27 protein-coding genes are annotated in these 24,571 nt (G+C 65.3%); 8 read left to right on the top strand and 19 right to left on the bottom strand.

The genetic code is table 11. The features are described 5' to 3' along the window. Positions 1-14: 14 nt before the first annotated feature. Entirely contained in the window at positions 15-923 is a 909-nt protein-coding gene (gene cyoA / locus VL752_RS14170) for a ubiquinol oxidase subunit II (RefSeq protein ID WP_325356346.1), read from the bottom strand. 467 nt (positions 924-1,390) lie between these two features. Here cyoA and VL752_RS14175 point away from each other — a divergent pair, with 467 nt between their 5' ends. Together VL752_RS14175 and VL752_RS14180 are read left to right on the top strand one after the other, a co-directional pair. Continuing rightward, complete coding sequence (locus tag VL752_RS14175; RefSeq protein WP_325356348.1) at positions 1,391-1,804, top strand: VOC family protein; 414 nt, start codon at positions 1,391-1,393, stop codon at positions 1,802-1,804. Between the two features lie 25 nt (positions 1,805-1,829). Next, positions 1,830-2,933, top strand: a complete 1,104-nt coding sequence (locus VL752_RS14180) for a potassium channel family protein (protein WP_325356350.1) — start codon at positions 1,830-1,832, stop codon at positions 2,931-2,933. 57 nt (positions 2,934-2,990) lie between these two features. On the opposite strand, the gene VL752_RS14185 is transcribed toward VL752_RS14180, so the two are convergent. Continuing rightward, complete coding sequence (locus VL752_RS14185; RefSeq protein ID WP_325356352.1) at positions 2,991-3,767, bottom strand: gamma-glutamyl-gamma-aminobutyrate hydrolase family protein; 777 nt, start codon at positions 3,765-3,767, stop codon at positions 2,991-2,993. Positions 3,768-3,994: 227 nt separating this feature from the next. On the opposite strand from VL752_RS14185, the gene VL752_RS14190 reads away from it, so the two are divergent. Next, positions 3,995-4,447, top strand: coding sequence for a DUF2934 domain-containing protein (locus tag VL752_RS14190; protein WP_325356354.1), 453 nt, complete (start codon positions 3,995-3,997; stop codon positions 4,445-4,447). An 81-nt stretch (positions 4,448-4,528) separates the two neighbouring features. Here VL752_RS14190 and VL752_RS14195 read toward each other — a convergent pair whose 3' ends face one another. The 7 genes from VL752_RS14195 to rplM all read right to left on the bottom strand — a co-directional run bounded on the left by VL752_RS14195 (position 4,529) and on the right by rplM (position 9,319). Continuing rightward, positions 4,529-5,608 (bottom strand): hypothetical protein, encoded by a 1,080-nt coding sequence (locus VL752_RS14195; protein ID WP_325356356.1) that lies wholly within the window; start codon positions 5,606-5,608, stop codon positions 4,529-4,531. A 22-nt stretch (positions 5,609-5,630) separates the two neighbouring features. Next, positions 5,631-6,146: an adenine phosphoribosyltransferase gene (locus VL752_RS14200; protein WP_325356358.1), complete on the bottom strand. Its 516-nt coding sequence runs from the start codon at positions 6,144-6,146 to the stop codon at positions 5,631-5,633. A gap of 89 nt (positions 6,147-6,235) precedes the next feature. Continuing rightward, positions 6,236-6,799 carry a hypothetical protein gene (locus VL752_RS14205; protein ID WP_325356360.1) on the bottom strand — a complete coding sequence of 188 codons (564 nt, stop codon included), beginning with the start codon at positions 6,797-6,799 and terminating at the stop codon, positions 6,236-6,238. 75 nt (positions 6,800-6,874) lie between these two features. Next, positions 6,875-7,399, bottom strand: a complete 525-nt coding sequence (locus tag VL752_RS14210) for a gamma carbonic anhydrase family protein (RefSeq protein ID WP_325356363.1) — start codon at positions 7,397-7,399, stop codon at positions 6,875-6,877. Continuing rightward, positions 7,396-8,358 (bottom strand): N-acetyl-gamma-glutamyl-phosphate reductase, encoded by a 963-nt coding sequence (gene argC, locus VL752_RS14215; RefSeq protein WP_325356365.1) that lies wholly within the window; start codon positions 8,356-8,358, stop codon positions 7,396-7,398. Before argC ends, VL752_RS14210 begins: the two co-directional genes overlap by 4 nt. Positions 8,359-8,363: 5 nt before the next feature. Beyond that, positions 8,364-8,852, bottom strand: coding sequence for a 30S ribosomal protein S9 (gene rpsI, locus VL752_RS14220; RefSeq protein ID WP_325356367.1), 489 nt, complete (start codon positions 8,850-8,852; stop codon positions 8,364-8,366). 2 nt (positions 8,853-8,854) lie between these two features. Beyond that, the gene (gene rplM, locus VL752_RS14225; protein ID WP_325356369.1) at positions 8,855-9,319 is read right to left on the bottom strand and encodes a 50S ribosomal protein L13; all 465 of its coding nucleotides are present in this window, start codon (positions 9,317-9,319) and stop codon (positions 8,855-8,857) included. A 452-nt stretch (positions 9,320-9,771) separates the two neighbouring features. On the opposite strand from rplM, the gene VL752_RS14230 reads away from it, so the two are divergent. Together VL752_RS14230 and VL752_RS14235 are read left to right on the top strand one after the other, a co-directional pair. After that, on the top strand, positions 9,772-10,221 hold the full coding sequence (locus VL752_RS14230) for a CoA-binding protein (RefSeq protein WP_325356371.1): 450 nt from the start codon (positions 9,772-9,774) through the stop codon (positions 10,219-10,221). Positions 10,222-10,348: 127 nt separating this feature from the next. Further along, a complete protein-coding gene (locus tag VL752_RS14235) occupies positions 10,349-11,248 on the top strand; it encodes a DUF2076 domain-containing protein (RefSeq protein ID WP_325356373.1) in 900 nt (299 codons plus the stop codon). Positions 11,249-11,305: 57 nt separating this feature from the next. On the opposite strand, the gene VL752_RS14240 is transcribed toward VL752_RS14235, so the two are convergent. The 4 genes from VL752_RS14240 to dapD are packed head-to-tail and all read right to left on the bottom strand — an operon-like array spanning position 11,306 to position 14,491. Then, positions 11,306-11,911 (bottom strand): hypothetical protein, encoded by a 606-nt coding sequence (locus tag VL752_RS14240; protein WP_325356374.1) that lies wholly within the window; start codon positions 11,909-11,911, stop codon positions 11,306-11,308. Beyond that, on the bottom strand, positions 11,908-12,495 hold the full coding sequence (locus VL752_RS14245; RefSeq protein WP_325356376.1) for a hypothetical protein: 588 nt from the start codon (positions 12,493-12,495) through the stop codon (positions 11,908-11,910). Before VL752_RS14245 ends, VL752_RS14240 begins: the two co-directional genes overlap by 4 nt. An 11-nt stretch (positions 12,496-12,506) precedes the next feature. Further along, the gene (dapE, locus tag VL752_RS14250) at positions 12,507-13,634 is read right to left on the bottom strand and encodes a succinyl-diaminopimelate desuccinylase (protein ID WP_408863131.1); all 1,128 of its coding nucleotides are present in this window, start codon (positions 13,632-13,634) and stop codon (positions 12,507-12,509) included. A gap of 2 nt (positions 13,635-13,636) precedes the next feature. After that, on the bottom strand, positions 13,637-14,491 hold the full coding sequence (gene dapD, locus VL752_RS14255; protein ID WP_325356380.1) for a 2,3,4,5-tetrahydropyridine-2,6-dicarboxylate N-succinyltransferase: 855 nt from the start codon (positions 14,489-14,491) through the stop codon (positions 13,637-13,639). Between the two features lie 226 nt (positions 14,492-14,717). Here dapD and VL752_RS14260 point away from each other — a divergent pair, with 226 nt between their 5' ends. Next, positions 14,718-15,935, top strand: coding sequence for a multidrug effflux MFS transporter (locus tag VL752_RS14260; RefSeq protein WP_325356382.1), 1,218 nt, complete (start codon positions 14,718-14,720; stop codon positions 15,933-15,935). Here VL752_RS14260 and hpnK read toward each other — a convergent pair. The 4 genes from hpnK to VL752_RS14280 form a co-directional block, all read right to left on the bottom strand. Then, the gene (hpnK, locus tag VL752_RS14265) at positions 15,932-16,804 is read right to left on the bottom strand and encodes a hopanoid biosynthesis-associated protein HpnK (RefSeq protein ID WP_408863129.1); all 873 of its coding nucleotides are present in this window, start codon (positions 16,802-16,804) and stop codon (positions 15,932-15,934) included. The genes VL752_RS14260 and hpnK overlap by 4 nt on opposite strands. A gap of 65 nt (positions 16,805-16,869) precedes the next feature. Beyond that, positions 16,870-18,300 carry a hopanoid biosynthesis associated radical SAM protein HpnJ gene (hpnJ, locus tag VL752_RS14270; RefSeq protein ID WP_325356386.1) on the bottom strand — a complete coding sequence of 477 codons (1,431 nt, stop codon included), beginning with the start codon at positions 18,298-18,300 and terminating at the stop codon, positions 16,870-16,872. After that, positions 18,297-19,499, bottom strand: a complete 1,203-nt coding sequence (gene hpnI / locus VL752_RS14275; RefSeq protein WP_325356388.1) for a bacteriohopanetetrol glucosamine biosynthesis glycosyltransferase HpnI — start codon at positions 19,497-19,499, stop codon at positions 18,297-18,299. Before hpnI ends, hpnJ begins: the two co-directional genes overlap by 4 nt. 36 nt (positions 19,500-19,535) lie before the next feature. Further along, positions 19,536-20,165 (bottom strand): ABC transporter substrate-binding protein, encoded by a 630-nt coding sequence (locus VL752_RS14280; protein WP_325356390.1) that lies wholly within the window; start codon positions 20,163-20,165, stop codon positions 19,536-19,538. Between the two features lie 359 nt (positions 20,166-20,524). On the opposite strand from VL752_RS14280, the gene ispH reads away from it, so the two are divergent. Further along, a complete protein-coding gene (gene ispH, locus VL752_RS14285) occupies positions 20,525-21,454 on the top strand; it encodes a 4-hydroxy-3-methylbut-2-enyl diphosphate reductase (protein ID WP_325356392.1) in 930 nt (309 codons plus the stop codon). Between the two features lie 20 nt (positions 21,455-21,474). Next, positions 21,475-22,650 carry an adenosyl-hopene transferase HpnH gene (gene hpnH, locus VL752_RS14290; RefSeq protein WP_325356394.1) on the top strand — a complete coding sequence of 392 codons (1,176 nt, stop codon included), beginning with the start codon at positions 21,475-21,477 and terminating at the stop codon, positions 22,648-22,650. On the opposite strand, the gene VL752_RS14295 is transcribed toward hpnH, so the two are convergent. Both VL752_RS14295 and VL752_RS14300 read right to left on the bottom strand, forming a co-directional pair. Beyond that, a complete protein-coding gene (locus VL752_RS14295) occupies positions 22,576-23,232 on the bottom strand; it encodes a hypothetical protein (RefSeq protein WP_325356396.1) in 657 nt (218 codons plus the stop codon). The two genes, hpnH and VL752_RS14295, sit on opposite strands and share 75 nt — an antisense overlap. A gap of 190 nt (positions 23,233-23,422) precedes the next feature. Further along, positions 23,423-24,571 (bottom strand): MFS transporter (locus tag VL752_RS14300; protein WP_325356398.1); only part of this gene is annotated, 1,149 nt, incomplete at its 5' end.

A 24,571-nucleotide genomic window follows, 5' to 3' on the forward strand; every position in this document is an offset into this window, starting at 1 on the left:
ATCTCGCTGATCCCTCACATCCCGCTCATGGAGGAGGAATGCGTGGTGGTTTCGCTGGGCGTCTTCATGCTCATCGCCTTGCCCATGAAGGACGAGATCACACCATAAAAGATATCGCCGTTGACTGAACCATAATAAGCCGGCGGCACGTTCTCAGAGGGTTTGGCCAGCTGGTCGTAGCTCTGCGCATCCAGCGTCTGGCCGGAAGCCCGAACCTTCTTGACCCAGGCGTCGAAGCCGGCCTGATCCGCCGCGATGGCGTTGAACCGCATGCCAGAGAAGCCGTCGCCACTGAAGTTCGCCGACAGTCCCTGATAGGTACCCGGATGATCGGCCATCAGATGCAGTTCTGTCTGCATGCCACCCATGGCGTAGATCTGGGTTCCGAGGCGGGGAATGAAGAATGCGTTCATCACCGTCGCCGAGGTGATCTTGAAGTCGACCGGCGTGCCGACCGGCATCGCCATCTCATTCACGGTCGCGATGTGCAGCTGCGGATAGATGAACAGCCACTTCCAATCGAGCGCCACGACCTCGACCTGAACCGGCGTCTTCGTGGAGGCGAGTTTCTTGTAGGGATCAAGCTCGTGGGTCGTCTTCCAAGTGAGGATGCTCAGGCCCAGGATGATCAGGCAGGGGATGACCCAGACGATGATTTCGATCGGCACGGAATGGTGGAAGTCGGGACGATAGATGGCCTTCTTATTGCTGGCACGGAAGTGCCAGGCGAAGACCAGCGTCAGGACGATGACCGGGACAACCACGATCAGCATGAGAATCACGGCGGTGAAGATCAGGCTCTTCTCCGCCTCGCCAACCGGCCCCTGCGGGTCCATCAGGGCCCATTTACAGCCGGATAGAAGCAGCAGGGGCAGGATGAGCAACGGTTTTGCCCGCCTCATCCGCCTGAAAAAGTCATTCATCGTGGATCTCTTGCCATTTCAATCATTTTTGAAATCTGGGAACGCTGTTGAAAGCGCGCCCGCGCGGGAAGGTCAAGCACTGAGCCATGGGCATCCTCCTCCAGGCAGCATAGGTGGATTGCATCAGAGCCCTCACCTTCCGTCCTGGCCCGGGGATCGGACGGACGTCCCTACATGAACGAAGGTCAATCTCCCGGATAGCGTCACGGTAGGTGTCTTTTTGCGCGTTGGCTGTCAACAATCATCATCGGGGCCCTGTGGTCAGGTACGCGGGGCAGGCCGCAGGGCCGGGCCGCGATCCGATATGCCGTCCGGACGAGGGTAGGCGGTCGACGATTCCATGGCGCCCACCGAGTCTTCCGCACCGGTGACGGCGCCCGATTGCCCATTTTTTTATCCCTTTTTAACCCTTTTTCCTTCCATCATGGTACCATTCTGAGATCGGCCGGCGCGGAGATCAGGGGATCATGCAGGTACAAACCTATCTTTTCTTCGAAGGCCGCTGCGAGGAAGCTCTTGACTTCTACCAGAAGACCCTGGGCGCCGAGGTCGGCCCCATCATCCGCTTTCACGAAAATCCGGACGACCCCGAAGGCCGGAACTTCCCGCCCGGCGCCGGCGAGATGGTGATGCACAGCACCTTCCGGATCGGCCAGACGACGATCCTCGCCTCGGACGGCCGCTGCGGCGGAGGTGCCCGCTTCGCCGGCTCGTCCCTCTGCCTTCAGGTCGCTGAGCCGGAGGAGGCGGAGCGGCTCTTCCATGCGCTGACCGCGACGGGCCAGATCGTCATGCCAATGCGGAAAACCTTCTTCTCGCCCGCCTTCGGCATGGTGACGGACCCGTTCGGCGTCGGCTGGATGATTCTGGCGACCGCCTGAGCGCGCAACGCCCCGGCCGGCCTGGATGAGAAAACGGCTCCCCTCCCCGCCGCGCGCGCGCTGGCTGCTGCCGACCTGGAGCCTGCGGCTGCTCGCCTCGCCGCTTCGCAACCTCCTCATGGGCGGCGCTTTCGTGCTCACGGTCTGCCTGCTTGCCACCTGCGGCTATCTCGCCGCCGGCTGGCACCTCGGCGACGCCCTCTACATGGTCGTGCTCACCATCTATACCGTGGGCTATGACGAGGTGCGGGTGATCAACACACCCTTCCTCCGCGCCAATACGATGATGCTCATCGTCCTTGGCTGCACCGGGATGATCTTCCTCACCGGCGCGCTCGTTCAGTTCATCACCATCACCCAGTTCCAGCAGCTCTTCGGCACGAGGCGCATGAAACACGACATCGAGACCCTCAGCGGCCATGTCATCGTCTGCGGCTTCGGCCGGATCGGCTCCATGCTGGCCCAGGAACTGGCGGCCGGGCAAAGCCCCTTCGTCATCCTGGAGCGAAGCGAGCGCCGCTTCGCCGAAGCGCGGGACGCGGGCTATCTCGCCATCCAGGCGGATGCGACCGAGGAGACCACGCTGCAGCATGCCGGCGTCGCCCGCGCGCGGGTTCTCGCGACCGTGCTGCCGGACGATGCCGCGAATGTCTTCATCACCTTGAGTGCCCGCAGCCTCAATCCCGATATCGAGATCATCGCCCGCGGCGAGGTCGCCTCCACCGAGCGCAAGCTCATCCAGGCGGGGGCCAGCCGCGTGGTGATGCCGACCCATATCGGCGCCGAGCGCATCGCCCAGATGATCCTTTTTCCCGAACGCGACCGGCTGCTCGAGGACAGCGAGCGCATGCGGGGTTTTCAGCGCCATTTGATGGCGCTCGGCCTGAAGGTCTTCACCCATCCGGTGGCGCCGGACAGCCCCTGCATCGGCCGCAGCATCGGCGCGATCGAGGCCGAAGCGGCGGGTAGCTTCTTCATCGTGGGTCTTGAACGCCCGGGCGGGCAGAGCCTGAGCCGACCGCCGGTTGAGACGATCGTGGGTGAGCGCGATGGTGTCGTGCTGCTCGCGCGCGATGGCCATGCGCAAACGGTGGCCCGCCTTTTCGGGGGGGCTTTCAGCACGATCTGAGACCGGCCGCCTCAAGGCGAGATGACGTTGGGCCGCTTCGCCCAAGTTCACCGTGCTCTAGTCGGCGGCGAAGGCCCGCGCCTGATCGCCACGGCGATAGGCCAGAACCGCATCGGCGAAGGAGAGGAAGATGCGGCGGGACACTGGATCACGCTCCATGTCGTATTCCGGGTGCCACTGCACCGCGACCGCAAAGCCCGTGGCATTCGCCACCCGAAAGGCCTCGATCGTGCCGTCAGGCGCCACGCCCTCGGCGACCAGGCCGGGTGCCAGCTGGTCGATCCCCTGGTTATGCAGCGAATTCACCGCAATCTCGCGCGATTGGGCGACACGATGCAGCCAGCTTCCGGGCACCACCCGCAGGCTGTGCGCCTTGGCGTGGCGGATGGCGGCCAGAGGCTGCATCGGCGTCGAATGGTCGATCCGGCCGGGAAGATCCTGCAGCCGCTGATGCAGCGTGCCGCCGAGTGCCACGTTCATCTCCTGAAGGCCCCGGCAGATGCCGAGCAGCGGCACCCCCTGCTCTACCGCCATGCGAATGAGCGGAATCGTGACCCCGTCGCGATAGCGGTCCTCCGGTGTCTCCTCGGGGTGCGGCGGTCCGCCATATTGGGCCGGTTCGACATTGGATGGGCTGCCCGTGAGCAGGATGCCGTCCAGCCGCGAAAGCAGACAGGCAAGATCCGCCTGCGGACCGTTGGCGGGGATGAGAACGGGGACCGCTTCCATCAGATCACCGACCGCGCGGACATAGGTATCGGACACCGCATGATTCAGCATCGCGAACCGGCCGAAAGACTTCTGGCAGCAGGAGATACCGATCAGGGACTTCATTTGTGCGAGAATGAGGCAGAGGTTCAGTCGATGGAAGCGTTTCTATCGCAAAGCGGCATATAATTGGGATCATGGTTTTGCAGCCATGCCAAAACTCAGTCGCCTGACTGCCGTCCTGCGCTAGTCTCCCTTGGGTGATTGAAGCCTGAATCGGGCTCTCCATCTGCGGAGGGAGCGCCGCGCAGGACAGACCCGCGGCGAGGGTCAATTTCTGGATGGAGAGAGAGATGAGTAACCCGCTCAAGTTCGACCCCGCGCGCGAGGAACTTATTCGCACGCGCGCCTATCACCTCTGGCAAAGCGAAGGACAGCCGCACGGGCGGGCGGCGGAATTCTGGGAACGGGCCTCGGAACTCGTCCTGATGGAGGAAAGCGGCAATCCTGGACAGTTGCCTAACCCGCAGGCCGAGGGCCGGGACCCGCGCGCGCCAGAAGGGGTCGAGGAAGCCTTCCTGCAGGAGAATCTCGGGGAATTCCCCGGCCAGTTGACCGACCAAGGCGACGATCTTCAGGCACCCAAGGCGAAGAAGCCGGCCGCCAAAGCCGCGAATGCCGCCCCCAAGCCGCCAGCGACACCGGCAGGAAAGCCGGCCGCGAAGGCAGGCTCCAAGCAGGCGGCCAAAGCCGCTGCCAAGTCGGGCCCGAAGCCCTCCTCGAAGTCAGCCAAACCCGGACGCTAAGGGTCTGATCGGATCAGATTAAATCGCGCAAGCCTGATCGCGCCTTAACGCCAGCGCCCGGAGCCGCCCGGGCGCAGTCGTTCAGGAGGCGTGCCAACCAAAGCGGTGCAGAAGGGTTGCACGGAGCGCGGCGACCGCACCGGCCGAACCCGTCATCCGCTGCATCAGATGCGCCGCGCAATCTCCGGTCTGAAACCGCAGTTCCTGCTGCGTCGCGACGGCGGCGAGCGAAAGGTTGTCGGCCGCAAGCTGCGCGCCCCGTCGCCAGGAGGCGACCGTTCCAGGCCGCACGAGATCGGGCAGCACCGCTGCGAAACAGGTGGAGGCGGCAATGGTCGCAGCCTCATAGGCGCCGAAACGGGCATCGTCCGGCAGCGGCCGCCTCAGTGCATCGGCGGCCTCAAGGAAGGTCGGAATTCCCGGCAGCAGGGGATCCCGAGTCGCTGGCCCGTCGCAGGAGGTGGCGGAGGCGAGGATAAAGAGCGGTGCGGCACCGACTGCCCGCGCCGCCGCCAGCGCGTCCCTGATCTTGGGGCCCGAGAGCAGGGCGACGTCGATCCGGCCATGGCGCAGCCCATCGACGAGGGTTTTCGTGTCGCCCTGGCCGAAGACCGGAGCCACTGGAACGCCGAGCAGGTCGAGGGCGAACATGGCGGCGAGTTCCGGCCCGATCGGATTCATCGCGCCGAGCCGCACCGCGCGCTTTCGGGTTACGATCTCCGTTATCGGGCGGGTGCTGACCAGGACCAGCCGGGTCGTGCCGATGAGCGCCGGAATCCAATGGCTGGGATCGTATTTGACGCGGCTGTCCCCTTCGAGCCAGGCGAGAAAGGCCGCTCCAGGCGTCACCATCATGGTGCTGCCGTCGGGGTCCATCCGCGCGCCGAAGGCGTTGCAGACGGTAACGCCGTCCGGACCGCCCATGGCTTCGAAGCTCGACGTCACGTCTCGCGGCAGGCCATCGAGCAGATACGGGGTGAGAAGCTTGGCCCAACCAGCGATGTAGCCGAAAGCCGGCCCGCTGCTCAGCACCGTCACGCCATTGGCGAAGACCGCCTCGGCTGGCGCTTCGGTGGCCAGCGCCGGGCCTGCCGCAGCGGCCGCAAGCGCCGCACCCGTCAATCCTATCAAAGCGCGGCGGGAAATTCCGGTTGTCGTCATCCGACTTGCCCCGGCGAGGCCCCTAGCTCTCGTACTGCAGCAGCGACTGGAAAGGAACGTCCAGCAGCTTGCGGCCGTCGAGGAAGGAGAGTTCGATCAGCGTCACCGCGGCCGGAACCTCGGCCTTGAGTTCGCGCAGCAGGCGGATACCGGCCGAGAGCGTGCCTCCTGTGGCCAGAAGATCATCGACCACAACGACCCGCGCCCCGGGGGGCACCGCATCGGCCTGCACTTCGATCCGGTCGGAGCGGTATTCCAGCGCATAATCGAGACCGACGACTTCTCCCGGCAGCTTGCCGGGCTTGCGCAGCATGACGAAGCCGCAGCCGAGCTTGAGGGCGAGGGGTGCGGCGAAGAGGAAGCCGCGGCTTTCGAGCCCGGCGAGATAGTCTGGCTTATAGACCTCGATCATCTCCGCCATGCGGCTCATCGCGTTCTGCCATGCCTCGGCATGCCTCAGGAGCGTGGAGATGTCGTAAAAGAGAATGCCGGGCTTGGGAAAATCCGGGATCGAGCGGATGTGATCTTTGAGGTTCATGCGGGCTGTATAGCGGAGGCGCTCGGGGGGGCAAAGCGCCGCTTGCGCAAAATCGCGCGGCCCCGGCCCACCCCTCGCACCACCCGGCGTCAGCCGGGGAAGTTGTAGTCGAAGGCGTAGCCGTCGGCATGGGTCGTCGCGTTGTTGACGGCGGGCATATAGGGAAGGTTCGCAAGCCGCTGCGCCGTTTCCTGCGGACCGAGCGTGAAGATCGGCTCGGCCAGAAGCCTCTGCACCTGGGCCTGATCCCCGGCCCGATAAGCAGCAGCGAGACCGATGAGAGCGTCCACCACCTGTTGCGAAGGGACCTCGCGGCCGATGCCAAGCTGCGCCCGCACCTGCTCGCGCGCGGTCAGCATGTTCATGCGGAAGATGGCCGGCATGGAGACCCAGCGCGGGGCGGTATTGAGCTTGCCAGCCATGTAATCGAGCGAAGCGACGGTCTCGGCGGCAAGCGCGGGATTGCCCACCATCTCCTGCCAATGGCCGAAACCATAGGCCGCGATGTCAAGCGCGCGGACATCGACGTCGCCATTCGTCTGCAGCGCGCCGGGCGGCATCACCGCAGTGCTCGGCAGGCGATAGGCGCTTTCGGCGCAGGCGCTGAGCAGTAGAGTTGCGGCCAGAGTGGTGAACAGGACAGAGCGCTTCACGGCATCACGCCTTCTCTCAAATGGTCTAAGACCTACGGACAGGCAGGAGTTCCGGATGCGCGGACCTGCCAAGCGTCAGCCGCGATGGCGCGCGGAGAGTTCGACATAATGCGCCGTGGTCGCGGCAAAACGCCCCTGCTCCTCTTCGGCCAGGACACGCACGAAGCGGGCAGGGCTGCCGGCCCAAAGTTCGCGCCGGCCGATCCGCTTGCCGGGGGTGAGCAGCGCGCCGGCAGCGAGCACGCCCCCCTCCTCCACCACCGCGCCGTCCAGGATCGTCGATCCCATGCCGATGAAAGCATGGTCTTCCACGGTACAGGCATGGACGATGGCACCATGGCCGACCGTCACGTTACTGCCCAGGATACAGGGAAAGGTCTCCCGGTTCACATGGAGAATAGAACCGTCCTGAATGTTGGTGCGCGCGCCGATGCGGATGAAATTCGTATCTCCGCGCAGCACGCAGTGGAACCAGATGGAGGACTGCGCCCCGATCTCGACATCGCCGATGATGGCAGCGGTCGGCGCTATCCAGGCCGTCGGGTCGATGCGCGGGCGCTTCCCCTCGAAATCGAGGATGGTCGGGCCCGCGCCGCTCATGCGGGAAGGCCCAGCATGAGTTGCAGGTTCTGCACCGCCGCCCCCGAGGCGCCCTTGCCCAGATTGTCCAGCCGGGCGACGAGCAAGGCATGGCCGCGCGCATCATTGGCCAGCACATGCAGCGACATGGCATTGGTGCCGTTGAGATCCTCTGGCTCCAGCCGGGTCAGCGGCGCGGCCGAGACGGTGATATCCGCCGCATCGGCGTAATGCGCGGCGAGTGCCGCCGCGAGATCACCCGAGGCCGGGCGGCCGGGCAGCGCCTCCAAATGCAGCGGGATGGAGACCAGCATGCCGCGCGCGAAATGGCCCACGGAAGGCACAAAGAGCGGCCGGCGGGCGAGGCGCGACTGCACCTCGATTTCCGGCACGTGCTTGTGTTCCAGGCCGAGGGCATAGAGTTCGAAGGGTGGCCCGCCGGCCGCCTCATGGGCTTCGATCATGCTCCGCCCGCCACCGGAATAGCCGCTGACGGCATTGATGGTGACCGGGAAATCGGCCGGGATCAGTCCGGCATCGACAAGCGGCCGCAGCAGGGCGATGGCCCCCGTCGCATAGCAGCCGGGATTGGAGACACGCGCTGCCGTGCGGATCGCCTGCGTCTGGCCGGCCGTGAGTTCGGGGAAGCCGTAAGCCCAGTCGGGCGCGGTGCGATAGGCGCTGCTTGCATCGAGCAGGCGCGGCGCATCGGTGCCAAGGGCATCGGCGAGCGCCACCGCTTCGCGCGAGGCGGCGTCGGGCAGGCAGAGGATGACGAGATCGGCCTCGCGCATCAGCGCCTGACGGACAGCCGGATCCTTGCGGTCTTCGGGCGCGATGCTGAGCAGCGAAACGGTGTCGAGACCGGCGAGCCGGTCGCGAATAAGGAGGCCGGTGGTGCCGGCCTCCCCATCGATGAAGATCGTCGGCACCGTTCCCCCCTTGAAGTCTGCCATCTCGGCGAGGGCGGGTGCCGACATGGTCGTTAGCGCTTGCTGAACTGGAAGCTGCGGCGAGCCTTGGCGCGGCCGTACTTCTTACGCTCAACGGTGCGGCTGTCGCGGGTCAGGAAGCCCGCAACCTTCAGGATGCCGCGCAGATCCGGCTCGTAGTAGGTGAGTGCGCGGCTGATGCCGTGGCGGACCGCGCCGGCCTGGCCGGAGAGACCACCGCCGGTCACGGTGCAGATCACGTCAAACTGGTTGTAGCGATCGGCGACCAGGAAGGGCTGGGTGATCAGCATGCGCAGCACGGGGCGTGCGAAATACTGAGCGGCCTTCTTGCCGTTGATCGAGATCTCGCCCTTGCCGGGCTTGATCCAGACGCGAGCGACAGCGTCCTTGCGGCGGCCGGTCGCGTAGGATCGGCCGAAAGCGTCGCGCTTCGGCTCGACGCGCGCGGGTGCCGCATCGGTGCTGGTCGCAACCGGCGCGTCCGCGAGATCCGCGAGGGTGCGGGTCTGGGTATCGGACATGGTCAGGCCCTCCGATTCTTGGCGTTAAGCGCGCCGACATCGAGTACCGTCGGCTGCTGGCCGTCATGCGGATGGGCATCATCAGCATAGACATACAGGTGGCGCATCTGCTGGCGCTGCAGGGGCCCGCGCGTGATCATGCGCTCGACCGCCTTCTCGATCACCCGCTCGGGGTGATTGGAGGCGAGGCGCTGACCGACAGTCCGGCCCTTGATGCCGCCGGCATAGCCGGTGTGGTAGTAGAAGACCGACTGTTCGGCCTTCTTGCCGGTCACACGCACCTTGCGCGCGTTCACGACGATCACATGGTCACCGCAATCGACATGCGGGGTGAACTGGGGCTTGTGCTTGCCGCGCAGACGGTTGGCGATCACGACCGCGAGGCGGCCAAGAACCAGACCTTCCGCGTCGATGAGCACCCAGTTCTTCTGAGCCTCGGCGGGCTTCAGCGAGAGGGTTGTCTTCATCCTGTTAACTCAGTTCCTTTCAGAGTGCGCGGCTTATGGCGGCTTCCCCAGTGACGGTCAAGCGTTCGGCTATGTGGTAGCGGGATACCACATGCGCGGAGGGGATGCCGCGGGTCGCGCATCCGGGCGCGAGACTGGGCGAAAGTCGTGTCTGAGCAAGCGTTTTTGGAAAGAGAGTGCGGCGCGAGCAGAGGCGGCATCGCGCCTGCCTCTGCTCCCTACGACGCCGATTTGACCGGCCGCGCCAGCGTCAGGCTTGGTCACCTGCGCGGCGGACGTCTCCCTAAACCTGGCTGCCGGATGTCGGGATGGGATCGGGGTCACCGACCCCCGCTCCAGCGGGGCTAGTCTGGCGCGGCGCGTCCCACTTCGGCAAGCCTATTCGGATCTGCGAGTGTACGCCCATATGATGCGTGACGTGCTTCCGAAGCTGCGCCAATGAATGAGGCCGCATGACCCCACTGTCCCCTCCGACCGATCTCTTTGAAACCACGGACGAGACCATCCGCGCCGTGCTGACCGGCTATCGGCGCATCGCCCTCGTCGGCGCATCGGCCAAGCCGGAGCGGCCGTCCCACGGCGTTATGGGCTTCCTGATCCGCCACGGATTCGAGGTGACACCGGTCAATCCCGGCCTCGCGGGCCAGGTGATCCATGGTCGCACGGTCGTGGCCTCCCTCGATGAGGCGGGACCGCTCGAAATCGTGGATATCTTCCGCGCCTCGGACCAGGTGGGACCGGTCGTCGACGAGGCGATCGGGCTCGGCGCGAAAGTCATCTGGATGCAGCTCGGCGTCGTCCACCGCGAGGCTGCAGCCAAGGCGCGGGCCGCGGGCCTGACCGTCATCATGGACCGCTGCCCGGCGATTGAGTGGCCAAGGCTGGGCCTCACGCAGAGCTGACCGGCAAAACCACCTACGCGAGCTAACCCTTGTCTCTCTTTTCGGTAAGATAACATGCGCGCGATGGACAAGAGGCGCCCCCGACGCCAGATCTGAGCCCAAGTCTCATCCTGAACAGGACAAAGTCATGAGCCCCGAGGAACGCGACATCATTTCCCGCTTCGTGCAGAGGGTGGCCGGTGCCCCTGCCACGGGATCGGTTCCCGCCACAACCACGCAGCCGCTACCACCCGTGGACCCGGAGGCCGACCAGCATCTCGGCGGCCTCTTCCAGCAATATCCCGAAGCGCGCTACCGCATGACGCAGTTCGCTTTCGGGCAGGAGCAGGCGCTGCAGGGTGCCGCGCAGCAGATCCAGGCGCTGCAGCAGGAAAATGCGGCGCTGCGTGAGCAGATGCAGGGTGGTGGCCAAGGCCAGCCCGGCCCGGGGCAACCCAGCCAGGGTGGGTTCTTCAGCCGGCTTTTCGGCGGCAATCAGCAGAGCCAGGCGCCGGGCGGCTACGGCCAGCCGCCTTATTCCCAGCCCTACGGCCAGCAGGCTTACGGGCGGCCGCCCTATGGTCAGCCAGGCTATGCCCAGCAGCAGCCGGGCTTCGGCGCCCCGCCCCCGGGTTATGCGCCGGGCTATGGCTACGGCCAGCAGGGCATGGCGATGCGCGGCGGCAGTGGCTTCCTGGGTTCCGCGCTGACCACGGCGGCGGGTGTCGCCGGCGGCATGCTGGCCTTCAATGCGATCGAAGGGCTGTTCAGCAACCGCGGCGCCGAACAGATGGCGGCGGGCGGTTTTGGCGCCGACCAGGCTGGCGGCGGCTTCGACCAGAGCGGCTGGTCGACGGTGCCGGATACCGGCGCGGCCGATCCGTCCGGCTGGGGCACTGGGGCGGCCGACAATAGCGGCTGGCAGACCATGCCGGACCAGAGCACCGATACCGGCTGGCAGAATGACCCAGGCACGGATACCGGTGGCGGCGACTGGGATACCGGCGGCGGCTTCGATGGCGGCGGCGGCAACGACGATTGGGTCTAAACCCGGTCTTGTCCGGCGATACAGCAGGGGCGGCGCGGTGGCGCCGCCCCTTTTTCGTCAGAAGGAAAAGGTCGGCAGCGGGTAGATCGTGATGAGCGAGACGATCGCGCCGAAACCGACATCGGCGGCCACCACCATGGCAGCAGCCAGAGGCGAGACCTGCAGCGTGAGCCGGGTGACCGTCCATTCCAGCCAGAGCGCCCAGCCGTAACCCACCAGCACCGCGGTCTGCGCCAGGATGGAGGGTGCGTGCAGCACCAGCGGCAGCGAGGTCACCAGCAGCAGCAGGTATTGCGCAAGGTTGCTCCAGTTCCAGGCCGCGATATAGCGCGTCCAGCGCGGCTCAACGCCAAGGCTGCGCAGCAGCGGCTGGGCAAGCAGCGCGAAGCCGGCCCAGGAAATCGGGAAAGTCAGGCAATCGAGCAGGAGAGCGTGCGTCGGCTCGAGCGGCGCGGTGCCGGACAGCCAGTCGAGGTAGTGGAAGACAAGAAACAGTGGAAAAGCGAAGAGCGCGGTGACGAAGCTGCGCCGCGCCACGTCCCGGTCGTCGTTGAAGGCGCGGATCCCCTCCTCCCGGCCGAAGGTCAACATCGCGATGCCACGCGAGCCGGCCGCGATTTCGCGGCCGAAGCTGCGGCAGGCGGTGACGAAATTCGCACTCATCCGGGTGCTGCGAGCGGCGCGCCGGCGAACATGGCAGCGAGTTGGGGCAGGCCCACGAGCAGCAGCGTGCCGACATTGACGAGAAGGACGAAGCCGAGCGCCGGGCCGCGCCCGAAGCCCAGGGCATGCCGCGCCAGGAACCAGTGCAGCCAGAAGGCATAGGCCAGCAGCAGGCAAGAGAGCAGGATAATCGCGGCCTTCAGCGGCAGGCCAGCCTGCACGAGGGCGCCCGCCACCAGCACCAGGATCGCGCCCAGTACCGGCAGCACCCATTGGCACCAGTTGAAGGCAGTGGCGAAGCGGTACCAGCCGCCGGCCTTGCCCCAGCGCTGCGCCAGGAACTGGGAAATTACCGCTGGCGCCATGATGGCGACCAGGGACGCAAGGAAATCGGTGATCCCGTCCACGACGCGTCCCTGGGTCGCCATGAGCGCGCAGCCGACCAGCGGAAAGGCCACCATGGGGGCGAGGCTGGAGAGGAAGGATTCCGGCCCGGTGCCGATCTCGGCCAGACCCTCCATCCGACCCCGACAGATCAGCAGGACGCCGCGGAGGATGTTGGAACGGCTGGGCCGCGCTTTCATGCCGGGCCTCATCATGGTTTGAACTGAGCGAGAATCGCGCCGTAGGCGGCGGCGAGCTGCCGCAGTTCAGCGACCGACGTGCGCTCGTCCACCTTATGCATGCTGGCGCCGACCAGACCGAATTCGGCAACCGGGCAAAGATGGGTGATGAAACGAGCGTCGGACGTGCCGCCGCCGGTATCGAGCCTGGGCTCGGTCCCGAAGATGCGGCCCACCGCCGCCGTCAGGCTCTGCACGCGCGGGCCTGGATCGGTCAGAAAACTATCCCCTGAGCGGTGAAAGACGATCTCGGCCGCGGGCGCCCATCGGGATGCCTCGGCCCTTATCCAAGCCTCCAGGCTCTCAGCCGTGTGCGCGTCGTTGTAGCGGATATTGAGCTTGGCCGTGGCACTTGGGGGAATGACATTGGTCGCCGGGTTGCCGACGTCGACGCTCGTCACCTGCAGGGAGGAGGGCTGGAACCAGCGGTTGCCCTCGTCCAGCCGGTGCGTGACCAGCACGTTCAACAGGCTGATCAGCTTATGGACAGGATTGTCCGCCAGATGCGGGTAGGCGGCATGGCCCTGCACGCCCGGCACGACAATGCTGGCGCTGAGGCTGCCCCGCCTGCCGATCTTGATGATCTCGCCGAGATGGTTTGGGTTGGTGGGCTCGCCCACCAGGCAGAAATCGGGCACTTCGCCCTGCTCGCGCATCCAGTCGACGACGCGGACGGTGCCATCCGTGGCTGCCCCTTCCTCGTCCCCGGTGATGAGGAGCGAGACGGAACCCGGAAGGGTTCCGGCCTCTTTCGCCTGGGCTACTCCCGCCACGAAGGCCGCGATCGCCGCCTTCATGTCGCAGGCACCGCGACCGTAGAGGATTCCGTCCTCCACCACGCCGGCGAAGGGATCGTGCCGCCAGCCCTCGCCCGGGGGCACGACGTCGGTATGGCCCGCGAAGCAGAAATGCGGCTCCTCGCTGCCGAGCCGGGCGTAGAGGTTCGGCGTCTCGCCGAAGGTCAGGCGATGGATGGTGAAGCCGAGACCCTCCAGGGCCTCGGCCAGCACGTCCTGCGCGCCTCCGTCGGCCGGCGTCACGCTCGCACAGCGCAGCAGGGCCTGGGCGAGCGGAAGTGGGTCCGTCAGGGGCGTGGTCAAACTCACGTCCGCAACAGCTCGTTGACGGACGTCTTCTCGCGCGTGCGCTGGTCCACGCGCTTGACGATCACGGCGCAGGCCAGCGATGGGCCCGGCGTGCCGTCAGGCAACGGGCGCCCCGGCAGCGTGCCCGGCACCACCACGGAATAGGCCGGCACACGGCCCTGGAAAATCTCGCCCGTCGCGCGGTCGATCACCTTGGTCGAGGCGCCGAGAAAGACGCCCATGGAAACCACCGAGCCGCGTTCCACGACGAAGCCTTCGGCCACCTCGGAACGCGCGCCGATGAAGCAGTCATCCTCGATAATGACAGGGCCGGCCTGCAGCGGCTCCAGCACGCCACCCAAGCCGACACCGCCACTGATGTGGCAGTTGCGGCCGACCTGGGCGCAGGAGCCGACGGTGGACCAGGTGTCGATCATGGTGCCCTCGCCGACATAGGCGCCGACATTCACGAAGCAGGGCATCAGCACGACGTTGCGGGCGATGTAGGCGGAGCGGCGCACGACCGCGCCAGGCACGGCGCGGAAGCCGGCCTCGGCGAAGCGGTTGTCGCCCCAGCCCTCGAACTTCATCGGCACCTTGTCATAGACCGGCGCGCCGCCGGGCCCAGGCATGGGCACGGAATCCTGTAAACGGAAGGAGAGCAGCACGGCCTTCTTCAGCCACTGATTGACCTGCCAGCCGCCCTCGGTCGGCTCCGCCACGCGCGCCTCGCCCGCTTCCAGCAGGGCCAGCGCCTGGTCGACGGCATCGCGGTCCGCGCCCATGGTCTTGGAAGAAATCTCGGTGCGACGGTCCCACAGGGCATCGATCAGCTTGGCCAAGTCAGAGGCGGCCAGACTCGCGCTCGTCATATCAGTCTCCATCCGGGAAGCGGCGGACCTTTAAGCCCCCGGCCGATCCTGTCAACGCGGGATCCCGGCGGGACGATCGACGCCATGACGATCAACGGCCCTTGCTTGGCAGCGTGCCAGGGCCTGCCGTGACGTCAGGCTCACCTCGGCATCGGGAGGGTGGCATTCTGGACAGCCCCAGATAGATCGCCGATAGAGCGGCGCTCATCCTGGGCTAGGCTCTCTCATGCATATTCGGCCACAGTCAGCTGCCTTTGTGATTCTGCTCGGCGCAATGTCCGCGATGCCTCCGTTGGCAACCGATATGGCTCTGCCAGCCCTGGGTCATATCGCCCAATCCCTTCAGACGACGTCCGGTTTGAGCGCCTTGACCATCAGCCTGTTCATGGCCGGCTTCTCTGCGACGCCGCTCCTCTACGGCCCGATATCGGATCGCTTTGGACGCAAGCCCGTGCTCGTGGCGGGTTTGCTGCTTTTCGCCGTCGCGTCGCTTCTCTGCGCTGTCTCGACATCCATCGGCATGCTGCTGATCGGCCGCCTGCTGGAAGGCGCCGGCGCTGGCGCCGGCATCACCATCGCTCTGGCGATCGTCCGCGACCTTTTTTCGGGTGCCGCGGCGCGCACACGGATCTCCCTGGTGACGGTCGTCCTGAATTTCGCGCCCGTCATCGCCCCGACGCTTGGCGCCGGGATCCTCGCTTTCGCCTCCTGGAGAGCGATTTTCGGAAGCTTGGCGATTATTGCCTTCATCGTCGTTCTGGTCAGCGCTGTCGGCTATGAGGAATCACGCCGACTGGAGCGAGGCCGCCCGGGCGCCGGCATCCTGTCCGGCTACCGGCGGCTATTCGGAAACCGATCCTGCGTCGGTCATTTTCTGATCTACGGCTTCGGCTTCGGCAGCGCCTTTGCCTATATTTCCGGCTCTTCCCTGGTGCTCATCGGCCTCTATCAGACGACGCCGACAGAATACGGGCTCCTCTTTGCCTGCACGGCCCTTGGGATTGTCTTCGGAGCGGCGATGAACGGCTGGTTGAGCGCCAAGGGCGCGCATCATCTGCCGTTACTGCCCATCAGCCTTGTCTGCATGATTGCGGTCACGGCCCTGCTGACAGTGCTGGCGATCTCGGGGCCGGTGAGCCTCGTCTTGCTTGTGCCCCTGTTCGTCCTGGTGACCTTCTGCTTCGGGATCGTGGCACCGAATGCGAGCCATGGCACGCTGGATCCGATCCCCGAAATCGCAGGCGTTGCCGGCGGGGTTCTGGCGTCCTTTCAGATGGTCTGCGCCACGATCTCCAGCGCGCTCGTCTCGCTCTTGTTCACCTCATTCGGCCTTGCCGCGGTCGCGTCCGTGATGCTGCTCTTCGCCCTCGCCGCTGGGCTCGCCTTCCTTCTCCTCCCCAGGCATGGGCACCGGCACAGCATTGCAGCCGTGCGCCAAACCTAAGCCGACGCGACGACGCGCGAATAGGTCGTGGACACGATATGCTGATCCCGGACGGCGGTCCGCAGAGCAGGGCTGAGCAGCGCCGCCAACTCGCCCTCATGGGCATAACCGGGCATGAGCCGGTCGAGCAGCGCATCACGGCCGGCCGCGGGGTGAAAATAAATTTCGCTCAGGCCTGCGGGCAGTTTCGGTAACAGCCGCAACAACCGGCTCTCGGTCATGCCGCCGCTCCAGGCGATGCCGAAGGCATAGTCGTTGGTGGTGAGCCCGGCCCGTCGCGCCTGCCGGCGCAGCAGCCGGGTCCAGCCAAGCAGCGCGCGGGCGCCGATCCCTTGGCGGGCGCCAAGCGCGGTCATCACCGCCGCCGGTTCGGCTGGAATGCGCAGCGCCCGAAGCCCGTGGCCCCTGCCCTCCGCCATCAGCCGGGCACCGACATAGGGGTGCAAATGCATGTGCTTATGGGCATTGGCATGGTCGAGCGGCAGGCCGGTCGCGGCAAAGGCACGGAACTGAGCCGCAATTTCCCGCGCAAGCTGCGCGCGCACGCGCGGACTGAAGGCGTAGCGCAAGCCAAGGCCGAGTTGGTCCGAAGGGATGTGCCCTTCGACGTCCAACAGGGCGGCGATGTCGGAAGGTGGCAGCACCGCAGGACCTTCGATGGCGACGAGGTGCAGCCCGACCTTGAGGTCGGGCATCCGCTGCGCCCGACGCACCGCATCCGCCGCCGCCTCCCCCGCCACCATCAGGCTGGCGGTCGAGAGCAGACCCTCGCGATGCGCGCGCTCGATCCCCTCGTTGACGGCGAGAGAGAGGCCGAAATCATCGGCCGAGAAGATCGCGCGGCGCGGAGCCTGTCCCACGGAGGTCATCAATGCCGGGATGCGAACCGCCGCGCTCGGCCCACGGGTCTACCGGTTTGGCCGACCGCTGCGACCTACGCCGCGATCTTGTGCCGCTCGCGCAGGAACTGGAAGAACTCCACGCCCTCGCGCAGGCGCCGCACCAGCATCTGCCGGTTGCCCAGCATCTCCCAGACGATGGAGCCGATCTTCGAGCGGCGGAAATAGAACCGCTTGTAGAAGACTTCCACGTTGTCGAAGATTTCGGTGTGGGTCAGATGCTCGTAGCTGAGCGGAGCGATCTGAATGCCGCTGTCGTCGATCAGCTCGGCATGTTTCGCATCGAGCCAGCCATTTTCCAGCGCCTGCTTGTAAAGCGCCGTGCCCGGATAGGGAGCGGCGAGCGAGACCTGGATCGTGTGCGGATTGATGCGCGTCGCAAACTGGATCGTTTCCTCGATCGTCTCCTTCGTCTCGCCGGGCAAACCGAGGATGAAGGTGCCGTGGATCTTGATGCCGAGTTCGTGGCAGTCCCTGGTGAACTGCTCCGCCGTGGTGACCAGCATGCCCTTCTTGATGTTGTGCAGGATCTGCTGGTTGCCGCTCTCGTAGCCCACCAGAAGCAGCCGCAGGCCGTTGGCCTTCAGCACTTCCAGCGTCTTGCGCGGTACATTGGCCTTGGCATTGCAGGACCAGGTGACGCCGAGCTTGCCCAGTTCGCGGGCGATCTCCTCGGCGCGGGGCAGGTTGTCGGTGAAGGTGTCGTCGTCGAAGAAGAACTCCTTCACCTGCGGGAAGTCCTTCATCGCCTGCTTGATTTCGGCGGCGACGTGCTCCGGGCTGCGCACGCGATAGCGGTGGCCACCCACGGTCTGCGGCCAGAGGCAGAAGGTGCAGCGGGATTTGCAGCCGCGGCCCGTATAGATCGAGATATACGGGTGCATCAGATAGCCGATGAAATAATCCTCGATCTTCAGATCGCGCTTATAGACATCGGTCACGAACGGCAGCTGATCCATGTCTTCCAGGATCGCGCGGTCGCGGTTGTGCTTAATCTCGCCGGCAGCGTCACGGTAGGAGATGCCGTCGACCTCCGCCCAGTCGCGTCCTTCTGCGATCTCCTTGATCGTGAAGTCGAACTCATTGCGGGCGACGAAATCAACGGCAGTGGAGGCCGCCAGGCTTTCGGCCGGCTGCACCGCGACCTTCGCGCCGACGAAGCCGATCTTCACGGCCGGGTTGGTGGCCTTCAGCTGCTCCGCCACCTTCACGTCATTCTGGAAGGAGGGCGTCGAGGTATGGATGATCACGAGGTCGCGGTTCTTCACGTCCTCCAGGATCGGCGCCATGCCCATCCGGGCCGGCGGCGCGTCGATCAGGCGGCTGCCGGGCACGAGGGCTGCCGGCTGGGCGAGCCAGGTCGGATACCAGAAGGATTTGATTTCCCGCCGCGCCTGATAGCGCGAACCAGCACCCCCATCGAAACCGTCGAAGGAGGGAGGCTGCAGGAAGAGTGTTTTCATCATAGGTGATTGATACCCCGAGTAAGCCGACCTGTCTTGCCGAACCGTAACTTGCTCAAGCTGAGCTTGCCAGAGCGGGCTTTCAATTGCCGCCGGTTGGCGACCGCAGCCATGCTGCTGCCGCGCCAAACGACCCGATTGCCGAAATAGCTCGCGAACAGCACGGCAAGCGAGAAAAATTCCCGTGCCGGCAACAGCCAGCCGGAAAAGGTACCGCGCCCCAGCTGCCGGGTCATGGCACGCATCTCCAGGGCGCGGGCGAACCAGACGACCGCCAGAAAGCCCAACGACCAAAGGCTGAAGTCCGAAGCCGGGATGGTGAGAAGCGCCCAGAAGACCGGGAACTGCAGGATGGTCGTGGCATAGGTCAGCGGCTCCAGCGCACGGATGGTCCGCGCCCAGCGCAATTCGTGCCCGAAGAGCTCAGCGACCGTTTCCTCCGAGACCGTCGTGACGACGATGCTGGAGGCGAGCGCCACGCGCAGGCCGAGCCGCCGCACAAGATGGCCGAGCGCCGCGTCATCAGCCAGATGCGGCAGCAGGGCCGGAAGCCCTCCGATCCGCACGAGCGTGCTGCGGCTGAGCGCCAGCGCCGCGCCCAGGCAATCCTGCCGACCAAGCATGCGGCCGATCAGGACACCGCCGAGGAAGAAATGATTGATCTGCGCGGCGCCAAACGCCGCGACGGGGCTGCGTCCGCTCGGCACGCCGGAATACAGCGTGGTGACCGCACCGACGCCGGGCTCGTCCAGCGCGCCCACGATCCGCTCCAGGAACTGCGGCGTCACATGCACGTCCGAATCGGCCAGCACGATGACGTCATGCTTGGCCGCCGGCCACATGTTGATGAGATTTGCGATCTTGCGGTTGCCGCCATGCTGCGTTTCGTCGACCACCAGGGCGATGTCGCGCTCGGGGAAGAGGCGGCGGAGGCGCTCCACGACGGCGATGGCCGGGTCGTTCCGGTCCTGGACGCCGAAGACCAACTGATAGTCGGGGTAGGACTGCGTGCAGAAGGAGGCAAGCGCTGCCTCCAGCAATGGTTCGTCCCCCTTCAGGGGCTTCATGATGGTGACCGCCGGGCGCAGCGGGAACTGAGGTCGCGGCCTCAGGTTGAACCGCTTGACCGCCGAGAGGGCGACCCCCGCTTGCACGAGGCCGGCCGCGGCGAATAGTGCGGTCGCGTCAGCGATAAGGGTCAAGACGAGGGCGGCTCCAAGACCGGCGCTGGCCGGGGTTTACGAACTGATGGCACCGGAGGAGAGGGTCGAGACCTTCTGCTCCAGACTAGCGATGAGCCGGCTTGCATTCCCATCTGAGAGGAGCGATGCGAAGTCGGACCGTTGCACGGCCACCCTGCTTATCGTGCCGTCCAGAAGAATGTCTTGTATTTTCCAACCGGACCCGGACTGACCCATGACGTAATCGATGCGCAGACTGTCGCCGGAGGGCTTGCCCAGGGTGCTCGCCACGACCTGCTGCGCCCCCACTGCCCGTGTCGTCGGAGAAACGGAAGATACCTCATCGTTATAACTGTGAAAATTCGCGACATAGGTAGCAACGATGAAGCTGCGAAACACCTGCTGCAGCTTTTGCTGCTGGGCGGCCGGCAAGGTCGACCAGTAGGCGCCCACCGAGACCCGGAGAATGCGCGCAAGATCGAAAACCTGGTCGACGGTCGGAGCCAGCATCTGGAAGCGTTTCAGGAAAGGGGTCGAATCGCCCGCCTTCATGATCGCAATCAATGCCTGATTGAGAGCCTCCACCGGCGCAGTAGGCCCAGTGCCAGCATCAGCCCAGCCCAGAGCGGGGAAGAGCGCTGTTGATCCCAACGCCGTCAGAAACACGCGCCTTGACGCCACCATCATGCATCCTTGCGGCAGGGCCGCCGCCTTCCAGAGTTTACGCAGGCCGGTCCAGTGCGGCGGAGGTAACCGCCCTGCTTGCCGATCTTGGGCTTCTGCCACGTCCTGTCATCGCCAGCCGCGACAATTTTGCAGCAACGGACGCCGGTGGCACGGCCTTGTAAAGAAGGGTCATCCGAAAACAAGCCTTGCCGGCAACCCACGGCTTCGTGAGCTCTGTCCTTGCGGTGCAGCAATACCTTGCCGCGGCTTCGGCAATTGCTTATCGGTTGATATGAGTGGCTTGCGAGCCATCGAGATCCAGGTGCCCGTCCGAAGCTCTGCGGGACAGGTGGCCAACGAATTGGAGAAGACCAGACATCATGCGTGTCCTCCTGGCCCAGCCGCGCGGGTTTTGTGCCGGCGTCGTCCGCGCGATCGACATCGTGGAGCGGGCGTTGAAGAAATACGGTCCGCCCATCTATGTCCGTCACGAAATCGTTCATAACCGCCATGTCGTGGAGGATTTGCGCCAGCGCGGCGCGGTCTTCGTGGACGAGCTAGACGAGGTACCGGAAGGTGCTATCACCGTCTTCAGCGCACATGGAGTCGCCAAGAAGGTGCAGGACGAGGCGGTAAGCCTGGGTTTGCCTGTAATCGACGCCACCTGCCCTCTGGTTGCCAAAGTGCATGCCGAGGGCCGGCGCTATGCCGCTCAGGAGCGCGAGATTGTCCTTATCGGTCATGCCGGCCATGCCGAGGTCGAAGGCACGATTGGTCAGATCCCCGCCAAGGTCTACCTCGTCCAGACGGTCGAGGATGTCGGCACCCTCTCGGTCGTGGACGAGGACAAGCTGGCCTATGTGACCCAGACAACGCTCTCGGTTGACGATACGCGCGGCATCATTCAGGCGCTCAAGGAGCGTTTCCCGACCATCATGGGGCCGGACGTCCGCGATATCTGTTATGCGACGCAGAACAGACAGCAGGCCGTGCGGGATCTCGCTACTCAGGTCGACGTCATCCTCGTGGTCGGCTCGCGCAATAGCTCGAACTCCAACCGGCTGCGCGAACTGGCGGAAGAGCTCGGCTGCCCCTCTTATCTCATCGATGATGAAGATGGGCTGAAGGCCGAGTGGTTCACCGGCGTCAGCCGCGTCGGCGTTACCGCCGGGGCCTCGGCGCCCGAGGTTCTCGTCCAGAATGTGCTCGACGGTCTGCGTCGCTTCGGGGATGTCGAAGTCGGGCTGCTTGACGGCGTGCCTGAAGACGTGCGTTTCCGCCTACCGCCTGAAGTCGCTGACGTCGCGTAACAATTAGGGGCTGACCACTCATGGGTGTTCCACTCAATCAAGCGATCCGCGTTGGCGCCTATGTCGTCAAGCAGCATCTGATCGGACGCAAGCGCTACCCGCTCGTGCTCATGCTCGAGCCGTTGTTCCGCTGCAACCTTGCCTGCAACGGCTGTGGCAAGATCGACTATCCGGCGCCCATCCTGAATCAGCGCCTGTCCTTCGACGAGTGCATGGAGGCAGCCGACGAATGCGGCGCTCCGATCGTCGCCATCGCCGGCGGCGAGCCACTGCTGCACAAGGAAATGCCCCAGATCGTCGAGGGCCTGCTGAAGCGCGGCAAGTTCATCTACCTCTGCACCAACGCGTTGCTGCTTGAGAAGAAGATCGACCTCTACAAGCCGCACAAGAATTTCGCCTGGGATATCCATCTCGACGGCGACCGCGAAATGCATGACCACGCGGTGAGCCAGGAAGGCACCTACGAGGTTGCCACCCGCGCCATCAAGGATGCCAAGAAGCGTGGCTTCCGTCTGTGCATCAACACCACGCTGTTCGACGGTGCCCAGCCCGAGCGTGTCGGCCGCTTCATCGACGATGCCATGGACCTCGGCATCGACGGCGTCATGATCTCGCCGGGCTATGCCTATGAGCGCGCCCCGGACAAGGAGCACTTCCTGAACCGTCAGAAGACCAAGGAACTGTTCCGCGGCATCTTCCGCTATGGCAAAGGCCGGAAGTGGAAATTCAACCAATCGTCGTTGTTCCTGGACTTCCTGGCCGGCAATCAGACCTTCCACTGCACGCCCTGGGGCAAGCCCGCGCGCAATGTCTTCGGCTGGCAGCGGCCCTGCTATCTGCTCGGTGAAGGCTATGCGAAGACCTTCGCGGAGCTGATGGCCACGACCGACTGGGACAAATACGGCACCGGCAATTACGAAAAATGCGCGGATTGCATGGTCCATTCCGGTTATGAGGCGACCGCGGTCATGGAAGCCATCCGTCACCCGATCAAAATGGCTGTCTCCGCCATCCGCGGGCCGAAGACCGAAGGCGCGATGGCGGCGGAAATTCCCCTCGATAATCAGCGTCCGGCGGATTACGCCGTCTTCAACCAGCATGTGGAAGATAAGATGCGCGAGCTAGAGGCCAAGGCTCAGCCCAAGGTCCGCGTGACGCGGAGCAAGTCGTCCGAGGCGTTCGGCGCCGCGGATTAAGGACCGGCGCGCCCGGGCGGCATCCCGCCCGAGCGCGATCAGGCCGAGGATATCGAGAGGATGGCGGGCCAGAATGCCCGCCATTTTCATGGGCCGCACGCGGCCCGTCTCGTCCAGTGCCTCGACCGCCGCACGCGGCAGGTCCCGCCAGGCCGGATCGCAGATCGCGCGCAGCACCGCGAAGGGAACGCCCCTCGCCGCCGCCACTTCCGCCACGACCCCACTTTCGAGATCGACCGCGGCAGCGCCGTGCTGCTGCCACAGGCTCGCCTTCTCCGAGGCGCGGGCGACTACCGCCTCACCGGCGAGAACGCGGTCTACGGGAGAGGCTTCCTGCTCCAGATCCTGGAAGAGGGCGGGATCGCAGACGAAGGATCTGTTCTGCATCAACACGGCGCGGGGGAGAATGAGCGCGCCAGCCTCGATGCTGGGGTCGAGCCCCCCGGCGAGGCCGAAGCTGATCAGAGCGGTCGCTCCGTCCTCTACAAGGCGCTCGGCCATGCGGCGCGCTCCCATCGGAAGGCCGCCCCCCACGGCCACCGCCCAACCAGCCCGCTGCGCGATGCGCGCCTCGGATATCATGCCAACGACGATCCCGATTTTTCTCATCAGCGCGCGTTTTGACCCAAATCTATCTCATCATGAAACGGTTCATGGTTGTGGGCAAGCCGAACCTTCGTTGTTTGGTGCTTGAACTCGTCGCATTCAAGAATTGATCTGACAAAACAGCGTAAAACAAGCATGAAAGAATGATTTTCGAGCCAGTCTAGATTTATTTTACCGGCGCCGGACTGTCCGGGCACCGACGAAAACTTGCGCGCAGGCCCACAATCGCAGCACCGAGACCGGCGGCTGCCCCCACCAGCAAGGCCGCCCGCGGCCCGGCATGATCGGCGATCCAGCCTGTGACCGGGCCGCCGATCGGTGTGCCGCCAAGGGCGACCGCGATGCGCAGCGCCATCACCCGCCCGCGCATCTCAGGCACGGAAGCAAGCTGCATGAGGCTGTTGGTCGCAGTCGCGAAGATCAGCGCGGCGCAGCCGATCACCGCCAGGCTGACGGCGAAGAGCCAGAAATTCGGCCAGAACACGCCCGGCAGAAAGCCGAGGCCGAAGATCGCCGCACTTGCCGAGAGCAGGCGCAATCCTGGCCGCCTGCGCCCGGCCGCGAAAAGAGCGCCGGCGACGGTGCCCAGCGCCATGACGGTATTGAGAAGGCCGTAGCCGCTGGCGCCGCGATGCAGCACGCCGGTCGCCATCGTCGAGATGAAGATCGGAAAATTGAGACCGAAGGTGCCGAGCAGGACGAGCATGCCGAGACAGGCCCGAATCTCTGGCGTCTTCCAAGCGTAGCGCAGTCCTTCCAGGAAATCCCCGGTGCGGCGCGGCGCACGCGGCGCGGGCACGAGCTCATCCCGCCGCAGCAGCAGCAGCGAGACGATGACCGCCAGGAACGATAATCCGTTGATCAGGAAAGCAGGGCCGGAACCGAAGCGCGCGATGGTCAGGCCGGCAACAGCCGGCCCCAGCATTCGCGCCGCGTTGAAGGATGCTGAGTTCAGCGCCACCGCATTGGCCAGATCCTCGGGTCCCACGAGTTCGGAGACGAAGCTCTGCCGCGCCGGCGCGTCGAAGGCCGCAACGCAACCGGCGAGGAAGGCGAAGACATAGGCCTCCCAAAGCCGCACCGCGCCGGTGAGTACCAGGATGCCAAAGAGAAGTGCCAGCACTCCCATCGCCAGTTGCGTCCCGATGAGCAGCCGCCGCCGGTCAAGCCGATCGGCAGCCGAGCCCGTCCAAGGCAGGAGCAGGAGCTGTGGCCCGAATTGCAATGCCATGACGAGACCCAGCGCCGTCGCGTTGCGATGGGTCAGCACCGTCAGCACCAGCCAATCCTGGGCGATCCTCTGCATCCAGGTGCC

The sequence above is a fragment of the Acidisoma sp. genome (assembly GCF_035492295.1).
Classification (GTDB): Bacteria; Pseudomonadota; Alphaproteobacteria; order Acetobacterales; family Acetobacteraceae; genus Acidisoma.